Raw genomic sequence first — 25,099 nt, forward strand, 5'->3', positions numbered from 1 at the left:
AAATCGCCATCACGCGTATAATTGTCACCATTGTCCTTTATTTATGATGTGCTATGCAATTTTCTGAATTTGATCTTGATGCCAAAGTGTTGACCGCTATTGACAAAATGGGTTATCAAACCGCCACCAGTATTCAACAGCTGGCAATTCCTGAAGCGTTAATTGGACGCGATATTTTAGCGTCAGCCCCAACGGGTACCGGTAAAACCGCTGCGTTCTTGATCCCTGCCATTCAACATTTGCTAGACTTCCCACGCAAAGAACCTGGTTTTGCTCGGGTCTTAATTATGACACCAACCCGTGAACTTGCTTACCAGATTCATGAGCAGTGCCAATTGCTTGCAGCCAGTACTCACCTAAAAATCGGGGTGGTTACTGGAGGTATTAATTATGGTACCCATAAAGAGATCTTTGAAAAAAATAACGATATTTTAATTTCAACCCCAGGTCGGTTGATGGAATACCTTGAAACTGAAAACTTTCATGCGGAAAACGTAGAACTGCTCATTTTGGATGAAGCTGATCGCATGCTTGATTTAGGTTTCAAAAAAGAAATGCTGCGCATATGTGAAGAAGCCAAAAATCGTCGTCAATGTTTCTTGTTTTCAGCCACATTAGAAGGCGACAGCGTCGAATTGTTCGCTGAGCGCATCTTAAATGACCCTGCACTGCTTGAAGCAGAGTCATCGCGTAAAGAAAAAGCCAAAATTCACCAGTGGGTTCATTTGGCTGACAACTACACACACAAGTTAGAATTACTGCTGCATTTACTGCAAAGCGAAGAAGAAGTACACAAAGCCATTGTCTTCGTCAAAACCCGCGAGCGTCTAGAGCAGTTAGTGGGTGAACTTTATACGCATGGCGTAAAAACAACATGGCTACGTGGTGAAATGCCACAAGACAAACGTATGACTGCCATGGCTAATTTCCAGAGCGGTCGGACCCGTATTTTGATTGCCACCGATGTTGCAGCCCGTGGTATTGACGTTGCCGACATCACGCATGTGATAAACTTTGACTTACCGCGTACCGCCGATGTTTACGTACACCGCATTGGTCGTACTGCCAGAGCGGGTAAAAAAGGCACTGCAATTTCATTTGTTGAAGCCCATGACGTCGCGATTTTAGCAAAAATTGAGCGTTATATTGATTTAGGTTTAAAACGACGTGTTATTAAAGGGTTAGAGCCGCAAAATAAAGAAGCGCGACCGCCTAAAAAGAAAAAAGATCCAGTCAAAATGAAAGCGAAGAAAAAAGCAAAAACGAAAATTAAGAAAAAGAAATAACCTGAATAAAATGGCCTCTATGAGGCCATTTTAGTTTTACTCTTGCGTAAAAAAGCGCGATACACTAAACGGCGTTAAATCTAAGCTCGTTTGTTGCCCTGTAACTAACTCCATGATCAGCTTTCCTGTGATCGCCGATGTAACTATTCCGGTACGAAAATGTCCACAGGCATTAATATAGCCTTCAACACCGGGCACATAACCCAGTATCGGTAGTTCATCAGGTGTCCCTGGTCTGAGTCCTGCCCAGCAGCGTTTGATATTACTGTCTTTTAAAATAGGTAGGCACTTCAATGCCCCTTGAGAAAGCTCGGTAATTTTATCCAAACTATTCGTCGTATCAAACCCTTTTTCTTCGGTAGAAGAACCAATTAAAATTTCACCATTGTCTTTTTGGGCGATATAACAATCACTGGTACTGACACAGCCATTTAGCACTTTTGGTAAACGTTCAGATAGCACAATTTGGCCTTTAACCGGGTAAACCGGCATATTCAAACCCGTTGCTTTATTAAACAAAGTATCAGCCCAAGCTCCTGCGGCATTTATCAGCGTATCACAGCGGTATGTGTTTTCTTGAGTTGTCACCCCCGTAACCCTGTCGCCTTCTCGTAGTACTTGATTCACTTCACTATTTAGCACCAGCTCTACACCATTTTGCCGTGCACCTTCTAAGTACGCATCAACCAATCGATAAGGGTTAACTTGATGGTCACAGATAAAATCTATGGCGCCAATGGCATCATCAGTAATGTAGGGTTCCTCTTCTTTGAGCTGCTGTGCATCTAACCAGCGAATTTGATCTGCTAAGTGTGGAATACCACTGGTGATCTGATCGGCATAAATACGGTCGTCTTCATTATACATAATGAACTTAAGGCCCGTTTTCTCAAATTTAAAATCTACACCATGTTGCTCAAGTAGCTCTTTATGTAATGATGGATACATAGCATTAGAGGCTAGCGCAAATTCAAAAAAGCAATCTGGAAGTTGATGCGGCCGCATGACCGGTATATCTTTCCCTTTAGCTTCACTTTGTAATTTAGAAAGCGTTTTAAAAAAAATCACGCCACAACCTAACCCTACAGACTCGCCTATAGCCCACAGTCCACCAGCTGACGCCCGCGATGCGTTTCCTGGTTTTTTTATATCAATTAAAGCCACTTTTAGCTTTGTATCTCTACTCAAAAAATAAGCACATGCGGCACCAATCACACCACCGCCGGCAATAACAACATCAAATTTTTTCATTATTGCTCCTCCAAAAAAGTAAACGGGATGGGATCTAGAGGGAAGCGGGGTTTAATAGCCCCGATGTTATCTTTGCAGCCAGATTGATGTAGCCTGTCAATCGCATAACTTGCACATGTTTTCCCTTGGCAGTCTCCCATGCCCAGTCGAGTTCGCATCTTCAAACTGGTGATATCTTTGACACCTTGCGCTAATGCGATATCGACTTGTGCCCGCGTAGTTTTTTCACATCGACATACTACTGTTGCTGGTTTAGTTAACTCCATTAGGCCAACTTGCCTTGCTGAAAACCGATCGAAACCAAATCGAAAACGCTTAATTCGATCTAGTTTTCTCATCACTTTTCCAGCATGCTGCGCGGCTTCTTTACCCGTTAAGACTCCCCGACTTTGCGCTATCCTGAGCGCAGCAATTTGCCCTTCACAAATTGCGGCATCCGCACCGAGTAAACCACTGCTATCACCTGCAACATAAATATTATATACACTACTATGTTGCCACTGATCTAGTGTCGGGATACTGCCACTCACGCTGCTATACTCATGATCCAAACCCATTAACATACCCAGTTGACTGCGAGCTACAAAACCATAACCAACACCAAGGGCTTCTACATCAAGTGTTTTTGTTTGATTAAGATCCGCTTGCCAACGGTCATTGTAAGGCGCTACTGTAATATTTTTTAATGAGTGTTCTCCTTGAGCATTAACAATGCCCCAACCATAATAAAACGGAATATCATGCTTTTTCAGATAACCCATCATGCTCAAGCCCGACAAAGTTAGTTTTGGCTTATTCAATAATGCGACGGCTTCTTTCGCTAATTTACTAAACTGACTCGCCTCATAAACCCCCACAACATCAACACCTGATTTGTGCAGCTGGCAAGCCACTAAGGGCAATAACGGCCCCGTACCTACTAAAGCCATTTTTCGGCCTGGCTGTACTAAGCCACTTTTGATCTGTAACTGCACACCACCCATGAGCATTACGCCAGGTAGCTGCCAACCTTCAAAGGGTATACTTCTCTCGTGGCAACCCGTTGCTAAAATGAGCTCTTGGTATTTAATATTGCTTAGCGTTTCATTTTTATTCAATAGTAAAGAATGTTCGCCTTCAGGCCCAAGAACTCGGGTGTTTTCTAATAATTCGATATGAGTTCGACTAGCGTGATAACGTGTTTGCAGTGCCGCCATTGCCCGTTTTAAATTATCATCTAAATGAGGAAGACTGTGTGTATTTCGTAACGGGCCACGATAAATAACCCCGCCAATTTTTGAGGCTTCTTCGATGACTTTGCTCGTAATACCCAACTTTCCTAGTTGAGCCGCTGCGGCTATGCCTGCAGGGCCTCCCCCAACAATCACCACAGGACATGAATGTGTCATTTTATGCCCTCTTCTGAAAAACGATTCGTTAACGTTTCAACAACCATTTGGGGCTTTACAACCGTTTGACATGCACGTTTTTTATAGCGCTTATTCACTTTCACATGACAACAATGACAAACGCCCATACCACAATATGCACCAGATATACCTTGATGGTCATTCACCATCAGAGCCTTGTGTTCTGTTGCTAAGAGTACGGATAAAATAGTCTCCCCTTCACTTGCTGTAACCTGTCGCTGATTAACGGTTATTTCAAATGACGGTGATGTAATGGGCACAATGTCCTTTGTTCGCCTTAAACACTTCATAACTTGCCTCTATTTTTAAATCTCACTTGAAGAAATTTGAACTTACCCTGCTGTGCGCAGGTTAAATTCAACAGGGATAAAAAACAAACAACAAAGTTACAAAGAGTTAACTTTTTGTGTTTTTTTTGATCTAGATCTTGATTTACTACCCACAGAACCCTTACTCACGGTATATTGAGCAAATAAAGTGGCCAATATCAAAGGAGCAAATGATGAATATTTCGAAAGAACAACAAGGAGCATTATGCAGTGCGTTGGCTCAGCTGCGCCTAAAAGCAGACTTAACATTAGCACCAAAATACCCACACTTTGCAGGTAAGCCATACCCTCTTGGACGCTGCAAAGAGATCAGGGATGAAATGTATAGCTTATTGATGCAACATCAAAGCTACACTGAATTCCCGATATTGAATATACTGAAAACCGCTCAACAGCAGCGACCTGAATTACAAAAAGTGTGGGGCTCCTTAAGGGATGAGTTTTTTCAAAATGCCATGGTGATCGATCAGTGGTACATTGATGTAGCCAACGATACTGTTGATGCAAATAAACCTAGAGTAGAAATAGTGCCTTTTGCACAGTCTGGGTTTAGTCAAATTACCAGCTTCAAGCAATTTGCTCATATCGCACGCCCTTATTGGCAAGTAGAATTATATCGAAATGAGGTATGCCCTGCACTGGCACCTTTTTTACCCATTATATGCGTCGGAAAAAACCAAACAAGCTGGCTGGCCGCTGCCAATGATGAGATGTTAAAAGTTGCCATGCACAGTGAGTTCAAAAGCGCACAAGAAATTATTGAGCTTCTGCCGAGCCCGCCGGCACATATTACAAATAAATGGCAGACAGTATTAGACAAATATGCCCATATTGGCCTACTCAAACAAACGGGATCCGCACGTGATTTTTGTCAAAAATATCGTATTGAGCAGCGACATTTAGACAGTGCGTTTAGAGATGAAATCGTGATCGCCTACACTCACCTGCCTAAAGGTATCTGAGTTAACGGCGTTTCTTTTTGTAACGTAAACCAGTAAATCACGCCAAGCGCTATCAGCATGATTGGAATACTCATCATATTCAAAAAACGCCAACCAGCAACAGCCTCTAACCAACCAGCACCTAACGAGGATATTGCAACCATGCTAAATACAGAAAACTCATTACTGGCTTGTGCTTTCGCCCTTTCACTTGAGTGATAAGTTTCACTCACCATATGGGTGGCCGAAATAAACATAAAATTCCAGCCAACACCTAAAATGCACAGTGCGAATAAAAAGTGCCAATGACTCACTCCCAATAAGTTAATAACGCAGCACGCAATGATCAATAGCCCGCCTGACGCCATAATGGGTGTTTGCCCAAAGCGCTGAATCAACTTTCCGGTGAAAAAGGAGGGCACAAACATACCTAATACATGCCATTCTATGACCAGAGCCGAATCAGCTAAGTCAAAACCATGACGATGCATGGCCAAGGGGGTTGCCGTCATCAATAGGTTCATTATCGTATAGCTCAACATCGCAATTAACACTGCCGTTATAAACTGCGGCTGCATCACAATTTCTCGTAACCCTCTCGCCTTTTGTGAATTCGATGTCTCGCTTACTTCATTAAACCTGACTGCTTGCAGTAAAAATAGCGCCAGTAAGTACAAGCCGCTCAGTGAAATAAAAACATTCGCATAATTAATACTAGGAAAGTAACTCGTTACCCATACCGCTAAATTTGGCCCCAGTATGGCTGCAACCACTCCACTTGCCATGATTATAGATATCGCTGTGGCTGGATTATCACTTGCCTCTATCGCTGCAAAACGATAAAGAGTCGCAAAACCAATGCCGATACCAATTAAAAGAGTAGCAATACAAAACAACAAGAACGCACTTTCATGCAACGCAAAGTAGCCTAAAAATGTACCACTTAATCCCACAATATTGCCTAAGCTAAACCCTCGCCGACGCCCTATTTTTGCCATCACCAATGATGCAGGGATCGTCGCGATAAGTAAGCCAAACATTTGAGTCGCTACAGGTAAGGTCGTCAATGCAGCTGAAGGGCTCAAGGCTTGGCCCACCAATGCCGCAATGGTAACGAGTAAAATGTTGCCCGTCGTAATTAACCCTTGGCACATTGCTAATAGCAGTACGTTTTTGTTCATATCGGGTAGCTTAATTTAAAAAAATTCGGTCGCATGGACGTTACCACCCCACAGTCGGTTTGGGGATCACAAACGGATCATCAGGTGACACTCGGCAACTATTGCGTGTTTCATAGCATCTATCTAAACACGTTTGTTGCTGAGCTCCGGGCTGTGACGTATCATCATAACAATACGATTTGCATTGTGAATGTGCTTGCTCGCAACTCAATCCTTTGCTCGTGATCGATGTATTGACGCTACCACACCCAGTTATTAAACACACAAATGATGTTATTAATATCGCACTTTTTACCATATCGACTGCTCCTTACAAATACGATATTACTTAGACCTATAAACCTAAGTTTATGGAAAGGTATCCGTATAGCATCATAAACGCTTTTAACACTTGAGTACTTATCGTATTTTGTAAGAATATGTAGCGAGCTTAACCTTGTTCAGCACGTAAAAACACCGGCTCGTTAGCTTTAACCGTTGCTTCTTCACTAAAATAATAGCCCGCAACATCAAACGCTTTAAGCGCATCAAGGCTTGTTATTTTATGCTCCATAATAAAACGTGCCATCATACCGCGCGCTTTTTTGGCATAAAAGCTAATGACTTTAAATTGTCCATTTTTACAGTCTTTAAATATGGGTGTAATAATGTCTGCGCTTAATGTCTTTTTATTAACCGCTTTAAAGTATTCATTTGACGCTAAATTCACTATGTGTGTTGCCTGTTGCTCAGCCAACGTTTGATTTAAATTCTCAGCAATAACCGTCCCCCAAAATTCATATAGATTTTTGCCACGGCTGTTTTCTAACTTAGTGCCCATCTCTAAGCGATAAGCTTGCATCAGATCAAGCGGCCTTAATACACCATAAAGCCCAGATAAAATACGGAGATTATTTTGCGCATAGTCTAATGTCGCGTCATCTAAGCTTGCTGCATCTAAGCCGGTATATACATCACCATTGAATGCCAGTACCGCTTGCTTCGCATTCTCTGGCGTAAACGGCTGAGACCACTCACTAAATCGTGCGGCATTTAATCCTGACAATTTATCACTGATTTTCATCAAGCTGCCGATTTGCTGAGGAGATAATTCACGGCATACCGTCATTAATTCCTCACTATGCTCAAGCAATTGCCCTTGTGTATGGCGTGAAATATGTGCAGGAGTGTCGTAATCCAAATTTTTTGCAGGAGATATTACCGTGATCATGGCTAGCCTATTGACTTGAAAATTATTTAATGTCAATTTCAACACTATCCCTGTTTGACTTCAAGCTTAGAATAACCTTTGAATCAGTATGGGATAGCCCTAATTCGTGTAATTACCTAAATGTTCCTTCTGGTTGTGCTTATCTACCTTGAGTCTTTTTAGATACGGACAATTGACCTATTAAAGCAAATCACAGTACTGCAACATAGCGTAATTACACTTTAAATTTGCTGCAAATAGGAATGAGGACAGCTAATGACATCAGCACTAGATAGGCTAAAACAACATTCATCGATTGTTGCCGACACCGGCGACATTGAAGCCATTCGTAAGCATCAACCAGAAGATGCTACAACAAACCCATCGCTATTACTTAAAGCAAGTGAAATGCCTGCATACCAAGCTTATTTACAAAAAGCATGGGACTTTGCCAAAGCAAATGAATCAGACGCTCAACAACAGCTAGAGCTTGCTTGCGATTACTTCGCAGTACTGATCGGTAAAGAAATTGCGGAGATTGTCCCAGGTTACATTTCTACCGAAGTTGATGCTCGTTTGTCTTTTGACGCACAAGCCATGATCAATAAAGCCAACACTTTGTTGAAACTGTATGAACAAGAAGGTGTAAGTAAAGATAAAATTCTGATCAAGATTGCATCAACGTGGGAAGGTATCAAAGCCGCTGAGCAACTTGAAAAAGAAGGCGTAAAGTGTAATTTGACTCTACTATTTAGCCAAGCACAAGCCAGAGCTTGTGCCGATGCTAACGTATTTCTCATCTCACCGTTTGTTGGTCGTATCTTAGATTGGCATGTGGCTAATGGCCTAGAAAAGCCAACCGACCCACTTAATGATCCTGGTGTACAGTCTGTGTGCAGTATTTATGAATTTTACAAACGCCATGGATATACTACTGTTGTTATGGGTGCCAGCTTCCGTAACACAGGTGAGATCATTGCTCTAACAGGCTGTGACAAGCTTACTATTAGCCCAGGGTTACTTGAAGAGCTCGGTAACTTAACGGATGCACAAGAATACCTACTTGAAAACAACTACCCACTGGAAGCAAAACCAACTCCTTTAACAGAAGCACAATTTCGTTGGTTACATAATCAAGATGCTATGGCAACAGAAAAGCTAGCTGAAGGTATTCGGTCTTTTGCAGACGCGCAAGAAACACTGGAAGCACGCTTTAAAGCGCTATAACCCACTAGTCAGCTTACTTTATTTAAAAACGCCGTTTTATACGGCGTTTTTTTATGCCAGGTTCTTTTTGACCTTCATCAAACTGTCACTTTGTTTTAACCTATCTGACACAATATTGTTTTATTTTTAGCCGAGTTGTGGTATACCAAAGTTGCTTGTAGTGCTAGGGCACGCACACAAAGCTGGCGCGAAAGCGTTATTGAGGTTAATAATCAATTAGGAGATATTCATGGATAGCCTAGACGATATAATTGAAATACTAGAAGGTCCTGAAACAAAAAAACGAGCCTCTCAAAAAAGTAAAAAGAGAAAGTGGCGCGAAATTGAAGCGCTAAAAGATAAACAGCGTCTTCGCAAAGAACTACAGGAACTAGACTACTTCGCAGACAACCTAGACTTAGATGATTTGGATCTTGTTTAAGTCAGTCAAAAAGGCTCCTTAGGAGCCTTTTTAAATACACACTTATCTTAATGAAAATATTGATTAAGTAGTTAAGTAAAAATATTTATTGAATATTAAACGTGCGTAATGATTGGAGTATATCTCCACTCATTGAATAACGAAGGTACTCAAATAATACAAAGTCATCTGATTTGTAAAGCATTTTATAATTTTCATACTCCGCATTGACATACTCTTGACTGTTTAAATAGGCTTCGCAAGCCTCAAATGAGTCAGCTAAATCACAAGAACCACGTAATACTGTCACACTGCCATTCGCTTCCCAGCGGATGAAATTCCCTGACTCTAATTTGTTCTCATTCGGTATTATTTGCATGACGCGATGCCCTGCTTCACGATTAACAAAAGTATGAAAGTAATCATCTTGTGTAATGCGCGTATCCACCTCTTTAAAAATGACCAAATTTCTCGAACGACGCTGACTCTCTCCGTCATTAAAAAATGAGATGTCCATACCGACATGTCCATTGGGCATCATTAAAAAGCGATGTGATGTGGTTTTGCCATTGCGCGTTAGCTTTAAGAGCTCACCTTCAAAAGCATACTCAAAGGAATAGATTTCTGCAGGTATTTTGCCTGAAAAATTCCATGATATTTGCAACGTATTTTGATCAAGCACTTCAAATACAGCACTATTTAAATGGACATCTCGCTCATTGAATTGCACGTTTTCTTGTATCAGTAAGCCTGATGTATACACGCCCCCCACTTTGAACGTCGGCGCTTCAGCCTTTAAAAGTGGCTGCATAATGAGCGTATTTGTGTTGACCACTGGGCCTGCAAGAACACTTGCTAACCACGCTCTGTCATTGTCCTGGACCTCTTCAGGTGTCACAGCTGATGTATAACTCACAACACTATTATAAAATAACACCCCATTAAACACCCCTAAAATAGACAGACTTTCAATAGTCGCTTCAAGTTCTGCAGTTTCCAGTTCCCAACTCTCAGGTATCGCATAAGTACCATCTAAAAATGTCGGTGATGCAGCCATAAACTCTCCATTTGCAGAGTTATATGATCCTGATAAATTATTGTAGTTTGATTCTCCCTTTGCTTTTGGGATACGAATCAAAGACTCACTCTCCGGCGTATTTGCCAATTCAAATAACCTTATACGTGAATCAGCGCCATCATCAATAGAGAATGTTAGTGTCTCTTCTGGCCTTTCTAATCGTGCGAGGGTCAATGCTTTGACCTGTTTATCATTTCGCATGACCACACGTAATTGCCCGTCACGTTTATCCAAAATATCGAAACTAAACAATCTTTTATTTTCACCCACCTCATCATCAAACCAAGAAACCTCTACACCTTTCTCAATCTGGTAATCAATTTCTTTAAGCTCATCATCCGCAAATAAAACGCCGCGCTGTTTTGAATTCATCACTAGCGCCAAATTTTCTTGCTGGTTTTGCCACCCGCCCTCAATATCACTTTGGGTAATGTCTATCGGCGCCCACTTAGTCTCATTATCTAATACTGAAATAGCCAGTTTATAGTCTGTAGATAAAACACCATCGGTGACCTTTAAATCTACTTGGTATTCACCAATATCTAAAAAACCAGGGGTGCCTGTTAATTGAATAACACTGTCTTTCTGTTCATAGTTTAACCACTGAGGTTTATTGTCAATCCTAAATGAGATGACATCGCCTTCCTTGTCAGAAGCTGCTAACTCCAGCACAAACTCCTCTAGCGCTTTTATGTCTGTATCCACAATACCTGATAAAAGTGGAGCGGTATTGTTCACTGTCGATGTAGTCGGCTCCTGATTATTAGACCCACCGCCACAGCCATTTAATAACACCCCACAAAAAAACAAAAATATTAACCTTTTTGCCACTTTATCACCCTCATTATTTTAATTACCCATATTATATACAAACGGCCTCGATTATTCTATTTGTTCACTCTCCAATTAATCCATTAAACTCCGGAAAATCAGCACCTCTTGTTCAGCATCAAGCAATTCAAAATCACTACTTGATTCAACTTTAATCGCAAAACGGCGCTTGTCTTTAATCACATATATGCCCTTAGGAAAAGCAGTATATTTGGCATAAAAGAGCTCAGGATTTATCTCTTGCGCAATCAGCCTTTTTTTTCGCTCAGTTCCCGAACTACCCTCATAAATTGCATACTCACCCACCACACACTTCAACGCGTAAAAAACCTCCCCCTCCATAAAAATGGCATAGCTTTTCATACTCTGTACAGTTGCTCCTGCACGGAGCTTTGCATAGATCTCACTAAGGCAGGTGACATGCTGATCAAAGCCATGTTCTTTGGCTATAGTTGAAGCTTCTAATGAGTCTCTCATGGTGATTATTCCTTCTTGACTGCCCATTTAAAAATAAGCCTACCTATTTGATTGGCATATATTTTTATTAATAGAACAAAATAAGGCCCTAGTAGGGCCTTATGTAACATTACAATTGGATAGGTCTATTTACGTGCTTCTAAATCATCTTTAGCTTGCTTTGCTTTATTCAATAATGGCTCTAAATGCGGTAATAACTGCTCACGGAAGTGATATCCAGCCCCACCAGCGATAATAAGCAAGAAAAGCCAGACTAGAAACGACCCTCCCACCGGGTGGTCTTCAGCACGACCAAAAACAAGGATCTCTTTTTCGCCGCCGCGCCAAGTTTTAAACGTCTTTTTCTCTAATACTACATAGGCTTCTAAAGGCAACCTAGCATATTGGCCATACGAGCCGTCAGAGGTTTTTTCTAATGCAATTAAACGTGTATGTGGCGAGGCATTATCTGTCCCTTGATAAATCGCATAATCACCTATTACACGTTGCATCGTATAACGCTCAGCATCTTCTGCTGGCACCATGGCGTACTCTGCCAGCTCATCAATACTTGCCCCAGCATAATGCTTTTGATAGAACGCTCGAATACTCCCAATATATGCATCATAACCATGCTCAGCAGCAATATCCGTTAGTTTCACATCTAAGTCTTGTGCAGCCATCTGCGCAGCATATTCTTTGTCTGCTTTCGCCTGTGCCTCTTCTTCTAACCGTATACGTTCAGCTTCAGCTCTGGTGACTTTCAGTTCCGCTAATTCTCGGGTGTAGCGCTTTAGCGCTGTCATTTTGTCAGAGCAATAAGTGATAACGTCATTAAACGGCTTGGCAGCGCGCCCTGAAATATCAACTCTTTGTGTATTTTGGGCATAGTTTGGATTTAACGCTTCGAGTTGTAACCGTAGCTGTTCATATTCATTAGCAAAGACGGTTTCTTGTGCCAGCTTGTTGTCGGAGCCGATTGACGGTTCATCGAACCAATCTGTTGCGCGCATTTTATAACATGCAGCTGCAACTTCTTCCATTAGACCAGACTCGTCTGAATTGGCAAAAGATAAAGTGGGTAATGTACAAAGTAGGGCTAAGCCAAGAGCTCTTCTCATTAATAATCCTTATTATTTTTTATGAGTATTACATAGAGGTGGGCTTTAAATACGGGAACAACGAGCACCTATTCGTGCATCGTTATTTACTACTTTTAAAGTCCATTTCTCAAGTAGTTTAATTGCGAAAAGTGATACTATAATTTTCTAAATAAAAAGTCATTATAATTATAATAAAATCATAAGGTCATGAGTTTTATTATAAAATAAATCATAAAAAAGAATTAATAGTAAAAGTTACCGCAATTCATTGTTACCACCAAAGTAATAACTTAGCCATGACGCGCTCTATACCTGCCAATTGATCGGCTGTTTATCCATGTCCAATAACAACTGATTCGTTTTAGAAAAATGCTGACAACCGAAGAACCCGCGATGAGCCGACAATGGAGACGGGTGTGGTGCGTGCAATACGTGGTGGCGGACAGTATCGATGTTTTTCCCTTTTTTCTGAGCATGTGCGCCCCATAATAAAAATATAGTGCCCGTGGTGTGCTCATTCACATGTGCAATCACAGCGTCAGTAAAGCGCTCCCAGCCAAGTTTTTTATGTGAATGTGCGGCTCCTTGTTCAACCGTTAATACGGTATTTAACAATAAAACTCCTTGCTCAGCCCATGGCAATAAAAAGCCATGATCTGGGATGGTAAAATCCGCCACATCTTGTACCAGCTCTTTATACATATTTGCCAAAGATGGAGGTGGTTTGACCCCTGGTAACACCGAAAAACACAAGCCATGCGCTTGTTTAGGCCCATGGTAAGGGTCTTGTCCTAATATCACGACTTTTACTTTGTCTAAATCAGTGGCATTCAGCGCTTCAAATACATACTTATCTTGCGGGTAAACCGCAATACCCTCAGCACGACGTTGTGCGACATAACTGAGTGTATCTTGTAAGTAAGTTTGCTTATGCTCTTGCTCTAAAAGTGTTTTCCAACCGCTCATTTGGATAGCCTCATTAATTAACCTCACCTCAATACATCGCACGATCAATTATTGTCATAACGAATTATAATGTGCTTTAGCATCCAGCATTTTATCACACATATCGGTTACTCCTTGGAGCACTCGGGTACTATAACGATGTAGTAAGTCTGCATTCACTTCTATAAATTGCTGATTCGCCACAGCTGGGATCTCAGGCCATTTTTGCCAATCAACCATTTGTATTTGCTTCTTGGTTTTTTCATTAGGCAAGACAATAACGTGAGGACTGGCTTTGATCACATTTTCAATGCTGATTTGTGGGTAGTCAGTACTGCCCTTTGCGAACACATTCTCAACCCCACACACTGATAATAACTGGTGGATCCACGTATTTTTGCTTACCGTCATCATAGGGTCGGGCCACAATTGATAAAAAACCCTAAGCGAATTACCTGTGGCGTAACGCGTTTTTATTTTCTCGAACTCAGCCGTAAATTCGGTTGCAGCTTGTTCGCCTTCTTTTACCTTCCCTGTTAATTGGCCAAACAACCGTAATTCATCGGCCACTTTATTAATGTCTTTTGCCTCGCTATAAACGACTTTAATGCCCAGCTTTGCTACTTTTTCTAAGTCTATTTTTTTACTACCCGTTTGCCATGCAATCACTAAATCTGGCTTTAGTGCCAATAACTTTTCAAGCTGAATACCATTGTAACCCCCGATACGCGCAATAGAGTTGGCTGCATCAGGATAATCAGCATAATCAACCGTCCCCACAATCAAATCACCGGCACCGATTGCAAATAAGTTTTCAACCACATGTGGCGCCAATGCCACAATACGCTTGGTACTGTCAGCTTGAATATGACTACTTACTAATAACAACAGCGCTGTCAAAAAAGTGAACAAACGCATTAAAAATCAAACCCTTTTTGCGCTTTAATGCCCGCTTCAAATGCATGTTTTACATTGCGAACTTCACTGACTGTGTCAGCAAGCTCAGTTAAACGCCGGTGTGCAGCACGACCCGTGATAATGACCGATTGCATTTTCGGGCGGTTTTCTATGGCACTGATAACGTCATCTAAATCGATATACTCATAGGTCACCATGTATGTCAGCTCATCCAATAATACAAGGTCGATACTTTCATCAGCTAACCAAAGTTTAGCCTGTTGCCACGTATCTTGTGCTGCTTTGGTATCCGTCTCTCGATTTTGTGTTTCCCATGTAAAGCCCGTTTTCATTACCGAGAAAGGTACGCCTGCTTTTTCAAGCAAATTACGCTCGCCACACTCCCACATCCCCTTAATAAACTGGGCTACAGCGGCGTTCATACCGTGTCCAACACATCGAGCGACGGTGCCAAACCCCGAGGTAGATTTGCCTTTACCATTGCCGGTAATAACTTGGAATATCCCCTGTTCAGTTTGTGCAGCAGCGACTTTAGCATCTACACTTTCTTTCACTTTTTGCTGGCGTTTTTGGTGCTTATCATGATTTTTTTGTTGTGCTTCTTGTGTCTTATTTTGCTTATCGGTGCTCATATATTCCTCTACTCACCACATGTGATCGCGGTAATTTTTGTTATATCTAAATACTGTTCACATACATCAGCAAGATGCTCTAACTGCGTTTCACGATGTGTATGAAGGTCAAACATATCATTGCCTAATTGACCTTCACTGGCCCAACTCAAAATAGCAGATGCTGCTTCTGTGTTATCAAATAAACCATGTAAATAGGTACCCGCTATTTGGTTATCGTCGCAAATAAAACCATCTTGTTCAGTGCCATCAGGGTGAGCTGTAAAACGCATAAACGGACGTGCCATCGCAGGTCCATGACTGCGTCCACAATGGATCTCATATCCCGCAATGGCAACATTGTTGCCATCTAATTTGCAGGTTCCACTCACTTGAGTCAACGTTTTCTGTGCACTTAGCCGTGTCGTAAATTCAGCCAAACCTAAAGTGGCAATATACTGAACTGATGATTCAACCCCTAACGGATCTGAAATCGATTTACCCAGCATTTGCAATCCCCCACATACGCCAAGTACCTTTCCACCGTAGCGTAAATGGCGCTTGATCTCTGCTGACCAAGTTTGCGACTGTAGAAAGGTGAAATCACTGATCACATTCTTGCTACCGGGAATAATGATCAAGTCTACATTACCAATACTTTGGGTGTGACGCACATAGCGTAAATCAACATTTGGGTGTAGACGTAACACATCAAAGTCTGTGTGATTGCTAATATGAGGCAATAGCAGTACCGCTACTGACAGTTGCTTATCTTCAAGCACATTATCCATCGCCACTGCGTCTTCTGCATCTAGATTCAATGAATGTAAATAAGGCAACACACCCAATACCGGCTTACCGGTTCTTTCTTCCAACCAATCCAGCCCTGATTGTAATAATCCAATATCGCCACGAAAGCGGTTAATCACAAACCCTTTTACCAGTGCTTGTTCTTCCTCACTGAGCAACATAAGCGTACCAACGAGATGCGCAAATACCCCCCCTTTGTCAATATCAGCAATAATGATCACAGGGCAATTTACTTGGGTAGCAAATCCCATATTGGCAATATCATTTTCTCGCAAATTAATTTCTGCAGGGCTGCCCGCCCCTTCAACCATGATCATGTCATACGCGTTTACCAGCCGGCCATGTGATTGTAGCACCGCCTCCATCGCCACTTTTTTATAATCATGATATTTGGCCGCTTCCATATTACTAATGGCCTTCCCATGGATAATAACTTGTGCACCAGTATCGCTATTAGGTTTGAGTAAAATAGGATTGAAATCGGTATCTAAATCTACCTTTGCCGCCACGGCCTGTAAAGCTTGTGCACGTCCAATTTCACCACCACAAGGCGTCACGGCACTATTTAATGCCATATTTTGCGGTTTAAATGGCGCCACTTTATAATTTTTTCTGGCAAACACACGACATAACCCAGCAACCAGTGTACTTTTGCCTGCATCTGACGTGGTCCCTTGTACCATTAATGTTTTCACTGTTTTCTTCTCTATTTTATTCTCAAGGTGCAACCAGCCATAATGAAGTCGACGCGATCGGCTAACTGCGCAATATCTTGATGTAACCACCCTGATTGGTCTACAAAAGTACGGCTCAATTCACCTAAAGGGACAATGCCATGCCCTACTTCATTGCTCACTAAAATCACTTTGGCTTGAGTTTCCCTCAATGCACGCAACAAGGCTGATTTTTGCTTTATATAAGCATTGATGCCTTGCTCACATAAGCCATAGGTTAACCATAACGTTAAGCAGTCCACTAAAATGCACGTTTGCTCATCAGTACCGGCAATAATTTCAGGTAATGTCCAAGACTCCTCGATGACTGTCCAATGCATGCTGCGCGTTTCGCGATGATGCTTTACACGTTGCGCCATTTCCGTATCTTTAACTTCTGCGGTTGCAACATAGAGCAGCTTTTCAACCTGCTCATTTTGTAAATAGTGTTCAGCAAGCTGCTCCGCCAAGCGACTTTTCCCTGAACGGGCACCACCGAGCATCAAGGTTACTCGTTCCGTCATAGCCACACCTGTATACAAAAGCTATAAATCACCAACTCTGCGATTTGTTGTGCCGCGCCCAAACAATCGCCAGTATAACCACCTAACTGATGCTTAAACCACATAATACACAACAAACGTGTTAACCATAAAACACCGACCAAAGCCACGCTTTGCAAGAGGGTAAAGGCACCCAACAACCACATAAGAAGCAAAATACTGCCGGCGCTTGCATATAACACCTGTCGACTGCCAGCTGATAAACACTGCGCTACAGGCTTCACTTTACTTTGAGCATCTTCTTGTGCATAACGTAACAACCCTATAATACTGGTTGCCATCGCACGACTGAGCGTGTGTGCACAAACTAATGCCATTGCTAACCAACTCGCCTGTCCACTCAACAACATAAGTTGTTGATATTTAGCCAACAGCAGCAACACCAAAGCGGCCGTGCCATAGGTGCCTAAGCGGCTGTCTTTCATAATGGTCAGTTTCTGTGATACCGACCACCCGCCTCCAAAACCATCCCACACATCAGCAAATCCGTCTTCATGAAATGCGCCAGTGAGAAGCAAACCCGCTGCCAATAATAAAACGATGGAAATTTCATTGGGTAAAAAGAGCTGTAAAAAATAATAAAGCAGGCCCAAACCTGCGCCAATGCCCCCCCCGACTAATGCAAAATACCGGCTGGCTTCATTTAAACTAGTAGCGTCAATGGGTGCAGGCACTTTAACAGGGATACGTGTTAAAAAACTGACGGCTAACAGCAGCTTTTGCTTATTCACTCTCTACCACCTGAGTTACTTTCGCTTCATCAAAGCTCGCCATATCATTATAAAGCGCTAATGCACTTTGAATAAGTGGCAGGCTCATGGCTGCACCAGTCCCCTCACCCAGCCGTAAATCTAATGCTAATAAAGCTTCAGCGTTTAAATATGCCAGCATTTTTCGGTGGCCCTGTTCACCTGAGCAATGCGCAAAAATCATATACTGTTGTGCGTTCGGTGAAAGGGCGCAAACGATCATTGCCGCAGCCGTCGCAATAAACCCATCGATCAGCAAAACCATTTGTAATTTTGCTGCTTGTTGCATAGCGCCCACCATTTGGCAAATCTCAAACCCACCCAAGCAGCGTAAAATATCAGTTGGACTTATTAACTGAGCTTTATGTCGTGCCAAAGCCTGTGAGATCAGCTGCTGCTTTTTTAAAATAACCTCATCACCGACCCCTGTCCCTTTGCCGACAGTCTCCTGTGGTGTAAACCCACTCAGCGCAGAGAAAATCGCTGATGCCGCAGTGGTATTACCAATACCCATTTCACCAAAAGCAATTAAATTAGTCCCCAATTGGTGGTACTGCGTTGTAAGATCAGCCCCCATTTTTAAGCCCGTGTGAAGCTGGGTATCATCCATTGCTTCATCTATATGCAAAGCTCGCGTGCCATTGCCCAAACGTTGAGAAACAATACCCAGTAAGTCAGCCGGAGGCGTTAAAATACCGCAATCGACAATACTTAATTGCCAGCCTAATTGTCGACATAACACATTAATTGCCGCGCCCCCAGAGGCAAAATTCGCAACCATTTGCCCCGTTACTTCACTGGGTGCAATCGAAACGCCTTGTGCCGCCACACCATGATCTCCCGCAAAAACGATTAGTTGTGGCGCAGTAATTTCAAAACGCGCCTCAGCAAATTGCTTGTCATTTAATTTTTGAGACAAAATACTGACCACTTGGTAAGCCACATGCTCTAATTTACCCAGTGCACCCAAAGGCTTGGTTTTCAGGTCTATTTTATGCTTAATTTGCATTGCAAAATTTTTCTCTAGCGGCGCTATCATCCGTTAACTCTCTGCGTTGGGGATTAAGATTACTAAGATGAACGTTTACGAAACATCAATAAAAACAGGAAAAACACACTACCAATTGCAGAAGTAATTACACCAATCGGCAACTCTTGATTTTCAAAAGAAACTCGCGCGATCACATCTACCCAAATCATCAATAACCCGCCACTCATTGCGGTCGTGATCAGGCCAAGTGTGGTTGCTTGTGATATAAAAAATCGCACAATATGGGGGATCATTAAGCCTACAAAACCCACGCCACCACACATAGCAACAAGTACCGCCGTCAATAAGGAACTTAATAGCAGCATGCCTAGACGTACTTTTTCAACACTGACACCTAACGTGGTGGCGCTCTCATCCCCCAATAATAAAGCGTTAATAGGCCGACGTAATAGCAACATGATCAGCATGCAACCACTCACCACCGAAGAAGGTAACCATAACCACTGCCAGTCTGCTCTGCTAAAGCTGCCTAAGTTCCAGAACAAAATTGCGCTGATCGCTTGTGGGTCGCTCCAATACAAAAGCAAACTGGTAAAAGAACTAAATAAGAAAGACAGTGCCACACCCGCCAGTAACATCGCTTCAACTTGACCTGACGTACGCCCTTTTGCGATCAGTAACAACAATGTCATCGCCAGTAAACTACCAGCAAAAGCAGCACCAGAGAGAGCCAGCCCGGCTTGAATACCCGTGACAGCAAATAACACCACAACCCCAAACGATGCGCCCGATGAAATACCAAACAAATAAGGGTCAGCCAAAGGATTACGCGTTACCGTTTGTAAAATAAGCCCAGCCATAGCCAAACCACTGCCCGCGATAAATGCCAAAATTACTCGAGGTAAGCGTAGTTCAACAATAATTTTCTGCGAAAAATCCCCTGCATCATACTGCCACAAAGCCTGTAATACTTGCTCTGTGGTAATGGCAATAGCACCTAGCTTTAACGCTATGAAAAAGCTCACTAAACAACTTATAAATAGCGTAGCAACTATCGTTGCCCCCTTCATGACTTGCACCCATAGTGATAACGAATATGGGGAACTTGCACAACACCCTCATATGGACAAGGCACAGGAACCACCGATGCACGCACATCATATACGTCAGCTAAAAGCTGTGCAGTTAAGACATCAATAGGTACTCCTTGCGCGACTAACTCTCCTTGCTGTAAAACAAGTATTTCATCACACAATGCCCCTGCTAAATTCAAATCATGAAATGACGCTAGTACTGTAATATTCAGTGACTTTGCCAGCTCCATAATTTGAATTTGATATTTCACATCTAAATGACTGGTGGGCTCGTCCATAATTAAAAAAGTGGGCTGTTGCACTATCGCGCGCGCGATCAATGCCCGTTGTTTTTCTCCCCCTGACAAATGAGAAAAAGGCTGCTGTGCTTTGTCATTCAAGCCAACTTTATCAATCGCATTGAAAATATGTGTTTTGTCTTGCTGGTTAACTGAACTAAACAATGTTTTATGTGGTAACACGCCCATCGCGACAACATCAAATACCGTTAAATTAAATTGATCAGGGATCTCTTGCAGCACAACCGCAACCTGTTTGGCATATTCTTGCCGAGGATAATCAAATAACGACTTTCCAAAAAATGTAATACGTCCAGCGCTTGGCGTTACATAACGATATAAGCAGCGCAGTAATGAAGATTTACCCGCGCCATTAGGCCCTATTAACCCTACAAAGTTGCCAGCTTGAATTGTAAAATCAATCTTGTTCAGTATATGGTGTTCAGCAATTTTAAGGTCTAAGTTACAGACCTCAATAACAGGTGAGCGGTTAGACCCTCGATCGTCCATAGTGACCCTCATGTCTGCATTTAATCAGCTATGATCAGTTTGAAAGCTATATTTCACGGGCTATTAAAAACGACAATACAAGAAAGCATGTCATATCACTGATATAACATATAAATTAATTGAATCACCCAGAGTATGCCCGCTCATGAGAAAGTTGCCGGTCTTGGTATCTGACTTGAGCATATCCAATGCTTTTACAGTTGCGGGGACAGTTGAACACTTTCAGTTCATTCCCAAGAAACACCAACAAACAGTCACTATTATGCTGTCTAGATGTCTAAAATACAACTTTTGGCCACGCTATGCCCTGCTCATCATAGTAGACTTGTACTTTAATCATTGCCCCATAACTCACATCGAACAGGCTTTGCTGTATGGTATTGTACTTTGGAAACGCGAAGATCAACGCCAGTAACTGCTTGATCACGCCGCCATGTGTAACCACTAAATTACATGAGTCATTTGGTGACGCTAATTGTGTATGCCACCACTGTTGAACACGCGTGTAAAACGCTTCCATCGTCTCAGCCTCTGGCGGAGTGCATCGCCAAGGGTTTTGCCAAAAATCACCAATACTCGGGTTATGGGTATTATTCCAAAGCCATTCAAACGATTTGCCATCCCATGCGCCAAAATCCATCTCTTGCAATGAATCAATAATAGATAATGGGGTCTGCCAGCTATCGCTTAAGCTTGTAGAAAATTGACGACACCGCTGTAAGGGGGAAGAGAAGATGCGGTCTATATCAGTCAGCGTATTGGTCTTAGCATACAGCTGCTCTATACCCAATTCACTGAGCGCAATATCAGTACGGCCAGACAACACGCCACTTTGAATAAGTGCGCCGTGGCGTAAAAAGTACCATGTTTGTTGCATAGCGCTCCTGAAATGCAGATACAAAAATGCGAGCTATACGCTCGCATTACACAGAGTAACTGAAGTTACTTCCATCACCCAATTATAAAATTTGGTTTTCTTTCCAAACTTGCTCTTTTTCTAGGCGCTTTTTGCGTTTATCACACGGGTCATCACAATCACATGCTTTATCAATGCCTACAGCACCTAAACCACCACAGCTACCCGCCATAGATTTTTTTTGAACAATAACACCTACAGCCATTGCCACGACAATTAAAATCAGTAAACCAAATGTAAGTAAAAACAGCGACATTGCACAGGCCCCTTAAAAGCAAATAAATAGCTCAACAATTGAGCTCATGACGGTGTAAAACACCCCTCATTATAACGCGGTTATTCCGTACTCACAAATATGGTTTGAACCGCTTACTTGCATAGGTCACTAAGCCATCATCACTTTTACTGATCAAATACACCGCTAGGTCATGCTGCTGTGCATATGCTTTAGCCCGCTCAGTGCCCATTACAGTTAAAGCCGTAGCTAAACCGTCGGCTGTCATTGCTGATGGATGTAACACGGTTACCGACACAAGTTCATGTTTTACTGGCATTCCCGTCATCGGGTCAATCAAATGCGTAAACGTTTCGCCGTCCATTTCATAAAAAATACGGTAATCACCAGAAGTCGCTATACCATTATTTCCAGGTTCGATAGCTTTATGTATTTGCCTTTGGCCCATAGGAGCATCAGGCTGCTCAATGGCAATTACCCACGGCTTATTATTGGCTTTAGTACCGGCGACTCGTAACTCACCGCCGATTTCAACCATATAATTACGAAACCCTTGCTGCTCCAATAATAAAGCAACCTTATCGATACCATACCCTTTCGCCGTGGCCGAAAAAGACAGCTCTAAACCATTTAGAGTCTTAGCCAAACCTTGCTCATTCAGCACTAATTTATCCACGCCAATATGAGCACGCATATCATCTAATTGCGTTTGTTCTGGGCGCTTAGTTGGCCGCTTATCTGGCCCAAATCCCCATAAATCAATCAATGGTCCCATGGTCACATCTAAAGTCTTTGTAGAACGACCCAATCTAATTGACTCAGCAATCACAACTCGAAAATCATCACTGATCTCCATAACCTCATTCGCCTTAAGACCATTAAAACGATTAATCTCAGAGTTTTCGACCCACGGCGACATAGAAGCATTTACCGCAATCAGTGCATCGTCAATTTTCTGCTGTAATTCGCGCTCTTCAACCTGCTTACCTTGGGTAAATACTTTGACATTATAGGTAGTGCCCATCGTTTGACCATGCAATGTCAGAGGTTTAACTGGATCGTGCGATGCATTGTCACAGCCAACTAAAAACAAACCCAAAGACACGGTTAATACAGTACTCATTCTATTCATTTAACTACTGCTCCCTAGAAAGTAAAAAGCCCTCAAGTACATGACTTGAGGGCTGATATCTATTTCAAAACTATGTTTAAAAAAACAAGTGTGCTATTTAGCCACCGAAGTCATCTAGTAAGATGTTTTCTTCTTCTACACCCAAGTCTTTCAACAAGTTGATAACTGCTGCGTTCATCATTGGAGGACCACACATGTAGTACTCACAATCTTCTGGCGCTTCATGGTCACGTAGGTAGTTTTCAAACAATACGTTATGAATGAACCCAGTGTAACCTTCCCAGTTATCTTCTGGTTGCGGATCTGACAATGCAGTGTGCCATACGAAGTTTTCATTTTCAGCCGCTAAGCCATCAAAGTCTTCAACGTAGAACATTTCACGTTTAGAACGTGCACCGTACCAGAACGACATCTTACGCTTCGAATTAAGACGCTTAAGTTGGTCAAAGATATGTGAACGCATTGGCGCCATACCAGCACCACCACCAACAAATACCATTTCAGCATCTGTGTCTTTAGCAAAGAACTCACCGAATGGACCAGAAATCGTCACCTTGTCACCTGCTTTCAATGACCAGATGTATGATGACATCTTACCACATGGTAGCGTTAGGTTGTTTGGCGGCGGAGAAGCGATACGCACGTTAAGCATGATGATACCCTCTTCTTCAGGGTAGTTAGCCATTGAGTATGCACGAATTGTCTCATCATCAACCTTAGATTCAAGGTTAAAGAAGCCAAAACGTTCCCAATCGCCACGGTACTCATCAGGCACATCAAAGTCTGCATATTTAACATGGTGTGCAGGTGCTTCAATCTGGATATAACCACCGGCACGAAACGGTACTGACTCACCATCAGGGATACCTAACTTAAGCTCCTTGATGAAAGTTGCTTTGTTATCGTTAGAGATAACTTCACATTCCCACTTCTTAACACCGAAAATTGACTCTTCAAGTTCGATGTCCATGTCTGTTTTAACATTAACCTGACATGCTAAACGACACCCTTCACGTGCTTCACCTTTAGAAATATGGTCAAGCTCTGTAGGTAGAATGTCACCACCGCCATCATGAATGTGTACACGACACTGGCCACAAGAGCCACCGCCACCACATGCAGATGATACGAAGATACCTGCATCAGCTAAGGCACCAAGTAACTTTGTACCAGCCGATGTTTTGATGCCCTTCTCAGGATCACCATTAATACTAATTAATATGTCACCGCTCGCTACTAACTTAGATTTAGCTGCAATAATAACTAAAACAAGTAGTACAACGATAGCAATGAACATTCCTACGCCTAAAAATACCTCAAGCATGATTTTTCCTCGCTACCTTACAGTGAAATACCAGAGAATGACATAAAGCCAAAGCCCATCAAGCCTACAGTGATGAAGGTAATACCTAAACCACGTAATCCATCAGGTACGTCTGCATATTTCATTTTCTCACGGATACCGGCAAGTAATACAATTGCCAATGCCCAACCAACACCAGAGCCAATACCGAATACCACTGATTCAGTAAAGTTCAAGTTACGCTCTACCATGAATGATACTGCACCAAATATTGCACAGTTTACGGTAATAAGCGGTAAGAAGATGCCCAGTGCATTATAAAGTGCAGGGAAGAACTTATCTAAAGCCATTTCTAAGATCTGAACCAGTGCTGCAATAACACCGATAAAGGTCAAGAAGCGTAAGAAGCTTAAATCTGCTTCTTTAAAGCCTAGCCATTCTAACGCACCAGGTGCAAGCACTGCGTAATACACTAAGTTGTTTACGGGTACCGCAACACCTAGTACGAAGATTACTGCAACACCTAACCCTAATGAAGTCGTTACTTTCTTTGATACTGCTAAGAAAGTACACATACCCAAGAAGAAAGATAACGCTAAGTTTTCAACGAAAACTGCTTTAACGAATAAACTGATATATTGTTCCATCTC

27 protein-coding genes and 1 riboswitch are annotated in these 25,099 nt (G+C 42.3%); of the genes, 4 read left to right on the forward strand and 23 right to left on the reverse strand.

The genetic code is table 11. The annotated features are described in order from the left end of the window. The first annotated feature begins 53 nt into the window (after window positions 1-53). Window positions 54-1,286: an ATP-dependent RNA helicase SrmB gene (srmB, locus tag PCIT_RS08995; protein WP_010362870.1), complete on the forward strand. Its 1,233-nt coding sequence runs from the start codon at window positions 54-56 to the stop codon at window positions 1,284-1,286. A gap of 36 nt (window positions 1,287-1,322) precedes the next feature. Here srmB and PCIT_RS09000 read toward each other — a convergent pair whose 3' ends face one another. The 3 genes from PCIT_RS09000 to PCIT_RS09010 are packed head-to-tail and all read right to left on the reverse strand — an operon-like array spanning window position 1,323 to window position 4,236. Then, complete coding sequence (locus tag PCIT_RS09000) at window positions 1,323-2,537, reverse strand: NAD(P)/FAD-dependent oxidoreductase (RefSeq protein ID WP_010362869.1); 1,215 nt, start codon at window positions 2,535-2,537, stop codon at window positions 1,323-1,325. Beyond that, a complete protein-coding gene (locus tag PCIT_RS09005; RefSeq protein ID WP_021032182.1) occupies window positions 2,537-3,925 on the reverse strand; it encodes an FAD/NAD(P)-dependent oxidoreductase in 1,389 nt (462 codons plus the stop codon). Before PCIT_RS09005 ends, PCIT_RS09000 begins: the two co-directional genes overlap by 1 nt. Further along, entirely contained in the window at window positions 3,922-4,236 is a 315-nt protein-coding gene (locus tag PCIT_RS09010; RefSeq protein ID WP_040696260.1) for a 2Fe-2S iron-sulfur cluster-binding protein, read from the reverse strand. The genes PCIT_RS09005 and PCIT_RS09010 overlap by 4 nt, the downstream gene beginning before the upstream one ends. A gap of 209 nt (window positions 4,237-4,445) precedes the next feature. Here PCIT_RS09010 and PCIT_RS09015 point away from each other — a divergent pair, with 209 nt between their 5' ends. Then, complete coding sequence (locus tag PCIT_RS09015; protein WP_192992787.1) at window positions 4,446-5,237, forward strand: hypothetical protein; 792 nt, start codon at window positions 4,446-4,448, stop codon at window positions 5,235-5,237. Here PCIT_RS09015 and PCIT_RS09020 read toward each other — a convergent pair. The 3 genes from PCIT_RS09020 to yaaA all read right to left on the reverse strand — a co-directional run bounded on the left by PCIT_RS09020 (window position 5,216) and on the right by yaaA (window position 7,607). Beyond that, window positions 5,216-6,397, reverse strand: coding sequence for an MFS transporter (locus tag PCIT_RS09020; RefSeq protein ID WP_010362865.1), 1,182 nt, complete (start codon window positions 6,395-6,397; stop codon window positions 5,216-5,218). The genes PCIT_RS09015 and PCIT_RS09020 overlap by 22 nt on opposite strands. A 40-nt stretch (window positions 6,398-6,437) precedes the next feature. Then, window positions 6,438-6,695: a hypothetical protein gene (locus tag PCIT_RS09025; RefSeq protein WP_010362864.1), complete on the reverse strand. Its 258-nt coding sequence runs from the start codon at window positions 6,693-6,695 to the stop codon at window positions 6,438-6,440. Between the two features lie 132 nt (window positions 6,696-6,827). Then, window positions 6,828-7,607: a peroxide stress protein YaaA gene (gene yaaA / locus PCIT_RS09030; protein ID WP_010362863.1), complete on the reverse strand. Its 780-nt coding sequence runs from the start codon at window positions 7,605-7,607 to the stop codon at window positions 6,828-6,830. 255 nt (window positions 7,608-7,862) lie between these two features. Here yaaA and tal point away from each other — a divergent pair, with 255 nt between their 5' ends. After that, window positions 7,863-8,813 (forward strand): transaldolase, encoded by a 951-nt coding sequence (tal, locus tag PCIT_RS09035; RefSeq protein WP_010362862.1) that lies wholly within the window; start codon window positions 7,863-7,865, stop codon window positions 8,811-8,813. Window positions 8,814-9,042: 229 nt separating this feature from the next. After that, window positions 9,043-9,234 (forward strand): DUF3545 family protein, encoded by a 192-nt coding sequence (locus tag PCIT_RS09040; RefSeq protein WP_010362861.1) that lies wholly within the window; start codon window positions 9,043-9,045, stop codon window positions 9,232-9,234. A gap of 85 nt (window positions 9,235-9,319) precedes the next feature. Here the strand turns inward: PCIT_RS09040 and PCIT_RS09045 are convergent, their stop codons facing one another. The 17 genes from PCIT_RS09045 to nqrE all read right to left on the reverse strand — a co-directional run bounded on the left by PCIT_RS09045 (window position 9,320) and on the right by nqrE (window position 25,096). Then, complete coding sequence (locus PCIT_RS09045) at window positions 9,320-11,122, reverse strand: hypothetical protein (protein WP_010362860.1); 1,803 nt, start codon at window positions 11,120-11,122, stop codon at window positions 9,320-9,322. A gap of 75 nt (window positions 11,123-11,197) precedes the next feature. Further along, window positions 11,198-11,599: a hypothetical protein gene (locus PCIT_RS09050; protein WP_010362859.1), complete on the reverse strand. Its 402-nt coding sequence runs from the start codon at window positions 11,597-11,599 to the stop codon at window positions 11,198-11,200. A 125-nt stretch (window positions 11,600-11,724) separates the two neighbouring features. Beyond that, window positions 11,725-12,699 carry a hypothetical protein gene (locus PCIT_RS09055; RefSeq protein WP_010362858.1) on the reverse strand — a complete coding sequence of 325 codons (975 nt, stop codon included), beginning with the start codon at window positions 12,697-12,699 and terminating at the stop codon, window positions 11,725-11,727. A 288-nt stretch (window positions 12,700-12,987) separates the two neighbouring features. After that, window positions 12,988-13,647, reverse strand: a complete 660-nt coding sequence (gene ung / locus PCIT_RS09060; protein WP_010362857.1) for a uracil-DNA glycosylase — start codon at window positions 13,645-13,647, stop codon at window positions 12,988-12,990. A gap of 54 nt (window positions 13,648-13,701) precedes the next feature. Beyond that, window positions 13,702-14,544, reverse strand: a complete 843-nt coding sequence (locus tag PCIT_RS09065) for a cobalamin-binding protein (RefSeq protein WP_010362856.1) — start codon at window positions 14,542-14,544, stop codon at window positions 13,702-13,704. Continuing rightward, entirely contained in the window at window positions 14,544-15,176 is a 633-nt protein-coding gene (cobO, locus tag PCIT_RS09070; RefSeq protein WP_010362855.1) for a cob(I)yrinic acid a,c-diamide adenosyltransferase, read from the reverse strand. Before cobO ends, PCIT_RS09065 begins: the two co-directional genes overlap by 1 nt. 8 nt (window positions 15,177-15,184) lie before the next feature. After that, a complete protein-coding gene (locus PCIT_RS09075) occupies window positions 15,185-16,660 on the reverse strand; it encodes a cobyric acid synthase (RefSeq protein ID WP_010362854.1) in 1,476 nt (491 codons plus the stop codon). 11 nt (window positions 16,661-16,671) lie between these two features. Continuing rightward, window positions 16,672-17,202 carry a bifunctional adenosylcobinamide kinase/adenosylcobinamide-phosphate guanylyltransferase gene (gene cobU / locus PCIT_RS09080; RefSeq protein ID WP_010362853.1) on the reverse strand — a complete coding sequence of 177 codons (531 nt, stop codon included), beginning with the start codon at window positions 17,200-17,202 and terminating at the stop codon, window positions 16,672-16,674. After that, window positions 17,199-17,972, reverse strand: a complete 774-nt coding sequence (locus tag PCIT_RS09085) for an adenosylcobinamide-GDP ribazoletransferase (RefSeq protein ID WP_010362852.1) — start codon at window positions 17,970-17,972, stop codon at window positions 17,199-17,201. The genes cobU and PCIT_RS09085 overlap by 4 nt, the downstream gene beginning before the upstream one ends. Next, the gene (gene cobT, locus PCIT_RS09090) at window positions 17,965-19,029 is read right to left on the reverse strand and encodes a nicotinate-nucleotide--dimethylbenzimidazole phosphoribosyltransferase (RefSeq protein ID WP_010362851.1); all 1,065 of its coding nucleotides are present in this window, start codon (window positions 19,027-19,029) and stop codon (window positions 17,965-17,967) included. Before cobT ends, PCIT_RS09085 begins: the two co-directional genes overlap by 8 nt. A gap of 32 nt (window positions 19,030-19,061) precedes the next feature. Continuing rightward, window positions 19,062-20,051, reverse strand: a complete 990-nt coding sequence (locus PCIT_RS09095) for a FecCD family ABC transporter permease (RefSeq protein ID WP_010362850.1) — start codon at window positions 20,049-20,051, stop codon at window positions 19,062-19,064. Further along, window positions 20,048-20,863: an ABC transporter ATP-binding protein gene (locus PCIT_RS09100; RefSeq protein ID WP_010362849.1), complete on the reverse strand. Its 816-nt coding sequence runs from the start codon at window positions 20,861-20,863 to the stop codon at window positions 20,048-20,050. The genes PCIT_RS09095 and PCIT_RS09100 overlap by 4 nt, the downstream gene beginning before the upstream one ends. 142 nt (window positions 20,864-21,005) lie before the next feature. Next, a riboswitch (cobalamin riboswitch) is annotated at window positions 21,006-21,126 on the reverse strand. A gap of 14 nt (window positions 21,127-21,140) precedes the next feature. Next, window positions 21,141-21,740, reverse strand: coding sequence for a histidine phosphatase family protein (locus PCIT_RS09105; RefSeq protein WP_010362848.1), 600 nt, complete (start codon window positions 21,738-21,740; stop codon window positions 21,141-21,143). 82 nt (window positions 21,741-21,822) lie between these two features. Then, complete coding sequence (gene nqrM, locus PCIT_RS09110; RefSeq protein WP_010362847.1) at window positions 21,823-22,035, reverse strand: (Na+)-NQR maturation NqrM; 213 nt, start codon at window positions 22,033-22,035, stop codon at window positions 21,823-21,825. 91 nt (window positions 22,036-22,126) lie between these two features. Further along, complete coding sequence (locus PCIT_RS09115; RefSeq protein WP_021032183.1) at window positions 22,127-23,146, reverse strand: FAD:protein FMN transferase; 1,020 nt, start codon at window positions 23,144-23,146, stop codon at window positions 22,127-22,129. Between the two features lie 97 nt (window positions 23,147-23,243). Then, window positions 23,244-24,470, reverse strand: a complete 1,227-nt coding sequence (gene nqrF, locus PCIT_RS09120) for an NADH:ubiquinone reductase (Na(+)-transporting) subunit F (RefSeq protein WP_010362845.1) — start codon at window positions 24,468-24,470, stop codon at window positions 23,244-23,246. Between the two features lie 17 nt (window positions 24,471-24,487). Beyond that, window positions 24,488-25,096 (reverse strand): NADH:ubiquinone reductase (Na(+)-transporting) subunit E, encoded by a 609-nt coding sequence (nqrE, locus tag PCIT_RS09125; RefSeq protein WP_010362844.1) that lies wholly within the window; start codon window positions 25,094-25,096, stop codon window positions 24,488-24,490. Window positions 25,097-25,099: the final 3 nt, after the last annotated feature.

The sequence above is a fragment of the Pseudoalteromonas citrea genome, from assembly GCF_000238375.3.
GTDB classification, from domain to species: Bacteria; Pseudomonadota; Gammaproteobacteria; order Enterobacterales; family Alteromonadaceae; genus Pseudoalteromonas; species Pseudoalteromonas citrea.

Excerpts from the sequence above, each read along its gene's own strand:
- tal (WP_010362862.1), top strand. The coding sequence starts at position 7,863 with ATGACATCAGCACTAGATAGGCTAAAACAACATTCATCGATTGTTGCC.
- PCIT_RS09010 (WP_040696260.1), bottom strand. The coding sequence starts at position 4,236 with ATGAAGTGTTTAAGGCGAACAAAGGACATTGTGCCCATTACATCACCG.
- yaaA (WP_010362863.1), bottom strand. The coding sequence starts at position 7,607 with ATGATCACGGTAATATCTCCTGCAAAAAATTTGGATTACGACACTCCT.
- PCIT_RS09105 (WP_010362848.1), bottom strand. The coding sequence starts at position 21,740 with ATGCAACAAACATGGTACTTTTTACGCCACGGCGCACTTATTCAAAGT.
- cobO (WP_010362855.1), bottom strand. The coding sequence starts at position 15,176 with ATGAGCACCGATAAGCAAAATAAGACACAAGAAGCACAACAAAAAAAT.
- PCIT_RS09115 (WP_021032183.1), bottom strand. The coding sequence starts at position 23,146 with ATGAATAGAATGAGTACTGTATTAACCGTGTCTTTGGGTTTGTTTTTA.
- PCIT_RS09040 (WP_010362861.1), top strand. The coding sequence starts at position 9,043 with ATGGATAGCCTAGACGATATAATTGAAATACTAGAAGGTCCTGAAACA.
- PCIT_RS09005 (WP_021032182.1), bottom strand. The coding sequence starts at position 3,925 with ATGACACATTCATGTCCTGTGGTGATTGTTGGGGGAGGCCCTGCAGGC.
- srmB (WP_010362870.1), top strand. The coding sequence starts at position 54 with ATGCAATTTTCTGAATTTGATCTTGATGCCAAAGTGTTGACCGCTATT.
- PCIT_RS09000 (WP_010362869.1), bottom strand. The coding sequence starts at position 2,537 with ATGAAAAAATTTGATGTTGTTATTGCCGGCGGTGGTGTGATTGGTGCC.
- ung (WP_010362857.1), bottom strand. The coding sequence starts at position 13,647 with ATGAGCGGTTGGAAAACACTTTTAGAGCAAGAGCATAAGCAAACTTAC.
- PCIT_RS09050 (WP_010362859.1), bottom strand. The coding sequence starts at position 11,599 with ATGAGAGACTCATTAGAAGCTTCAACTATAGCCAAAGAACATGGCTTT.
- cobU (WP_010362853.1), bottom strand. The coding sequence starts at position 17,202 with ATGACGGAACGAGTAACCTTGATGCTCGGTGGTGCCCGTTCAGGGAAA.
- PCIT_RS09055 (WP_010362858.1), bottom strand. The coding sequence starts at position 12,699 with ATGAGAAGAGCTCTTGGCTTAGCCCTACTTTGTACATTACCCACTTTA.
- nqrM (WP_010362847.1), bottom strand. The coding sequence starts at position 22,035 with ATGTCGCTGTTTTTACTTACATTTGGTTTACTGATTTTAATTGTCGTG.
- PCIT_RS09100 (WP_010362849.1), bottom strand. The coding sequence starts at position 20,863 with ATGGACGATCGAGGGTCTAACCGCTCACCTGTTATTGAGGTCTGTAAC.
- PCIT_RS09015 (WP_192992787.1), top strand. The coding sequence starts at position 4,446 with ATGATGAATATTTCGAAAGAACAACAAGGAGCATTATGCAGTGCGTTG.
- nqrF (WP_010362845.1), bottom strand. The coding sequence starts at position 24,470 with ATGCTTGAGGTATTTTTAGGCGTAGGAATGTTCATTGCTATCGTTGTA.
- PCIT_RS09020 (WP_010362865.1), bottom strand. The coding sequence starts at position 6,397 with ATGAACAAAAACGTACTGCTATTAGCAATGTGCCAAGGGTTAATTACG.
- PCIT_RS09095 (WP_010362850.1), bottom strand. The coding sequence starts at position 20,051 with ATGAAGGGGGCAACGATAGTTGCTACGCTATTTATAAGTTGTTTAGTG.
- nqrE (WP_010362844.1), bottom strand. The coding sequence starts at position 25,096 with ATGGAACAATATATCAGTTTATTCGTTAAAGCAGTTTTCGTTGAAAAC.
- PCIT_RS09025 (WP_010362864.1), bottom strand. The coding sequence starts at position 6,695 with ATGGTAAAAAGTGCGATATTAATAACATCATTTGTGTGTTTAATAACT.
- PCIT_RS09065 (WP_010362856.1), bottom strand. The coding sequence starts at position 14,544 with ATGCGTTTGTTCACTTTTTTGACAGCGCTGTTGTTATTAGTAAGTAGT.
- cobT (WP_010362851.1), bottom strand. The coding sequence starts at position 19,029 with ATGATAGCGCCGCTAGAGAAAAATTTTGCAATGCAAATTAAGCATAAA.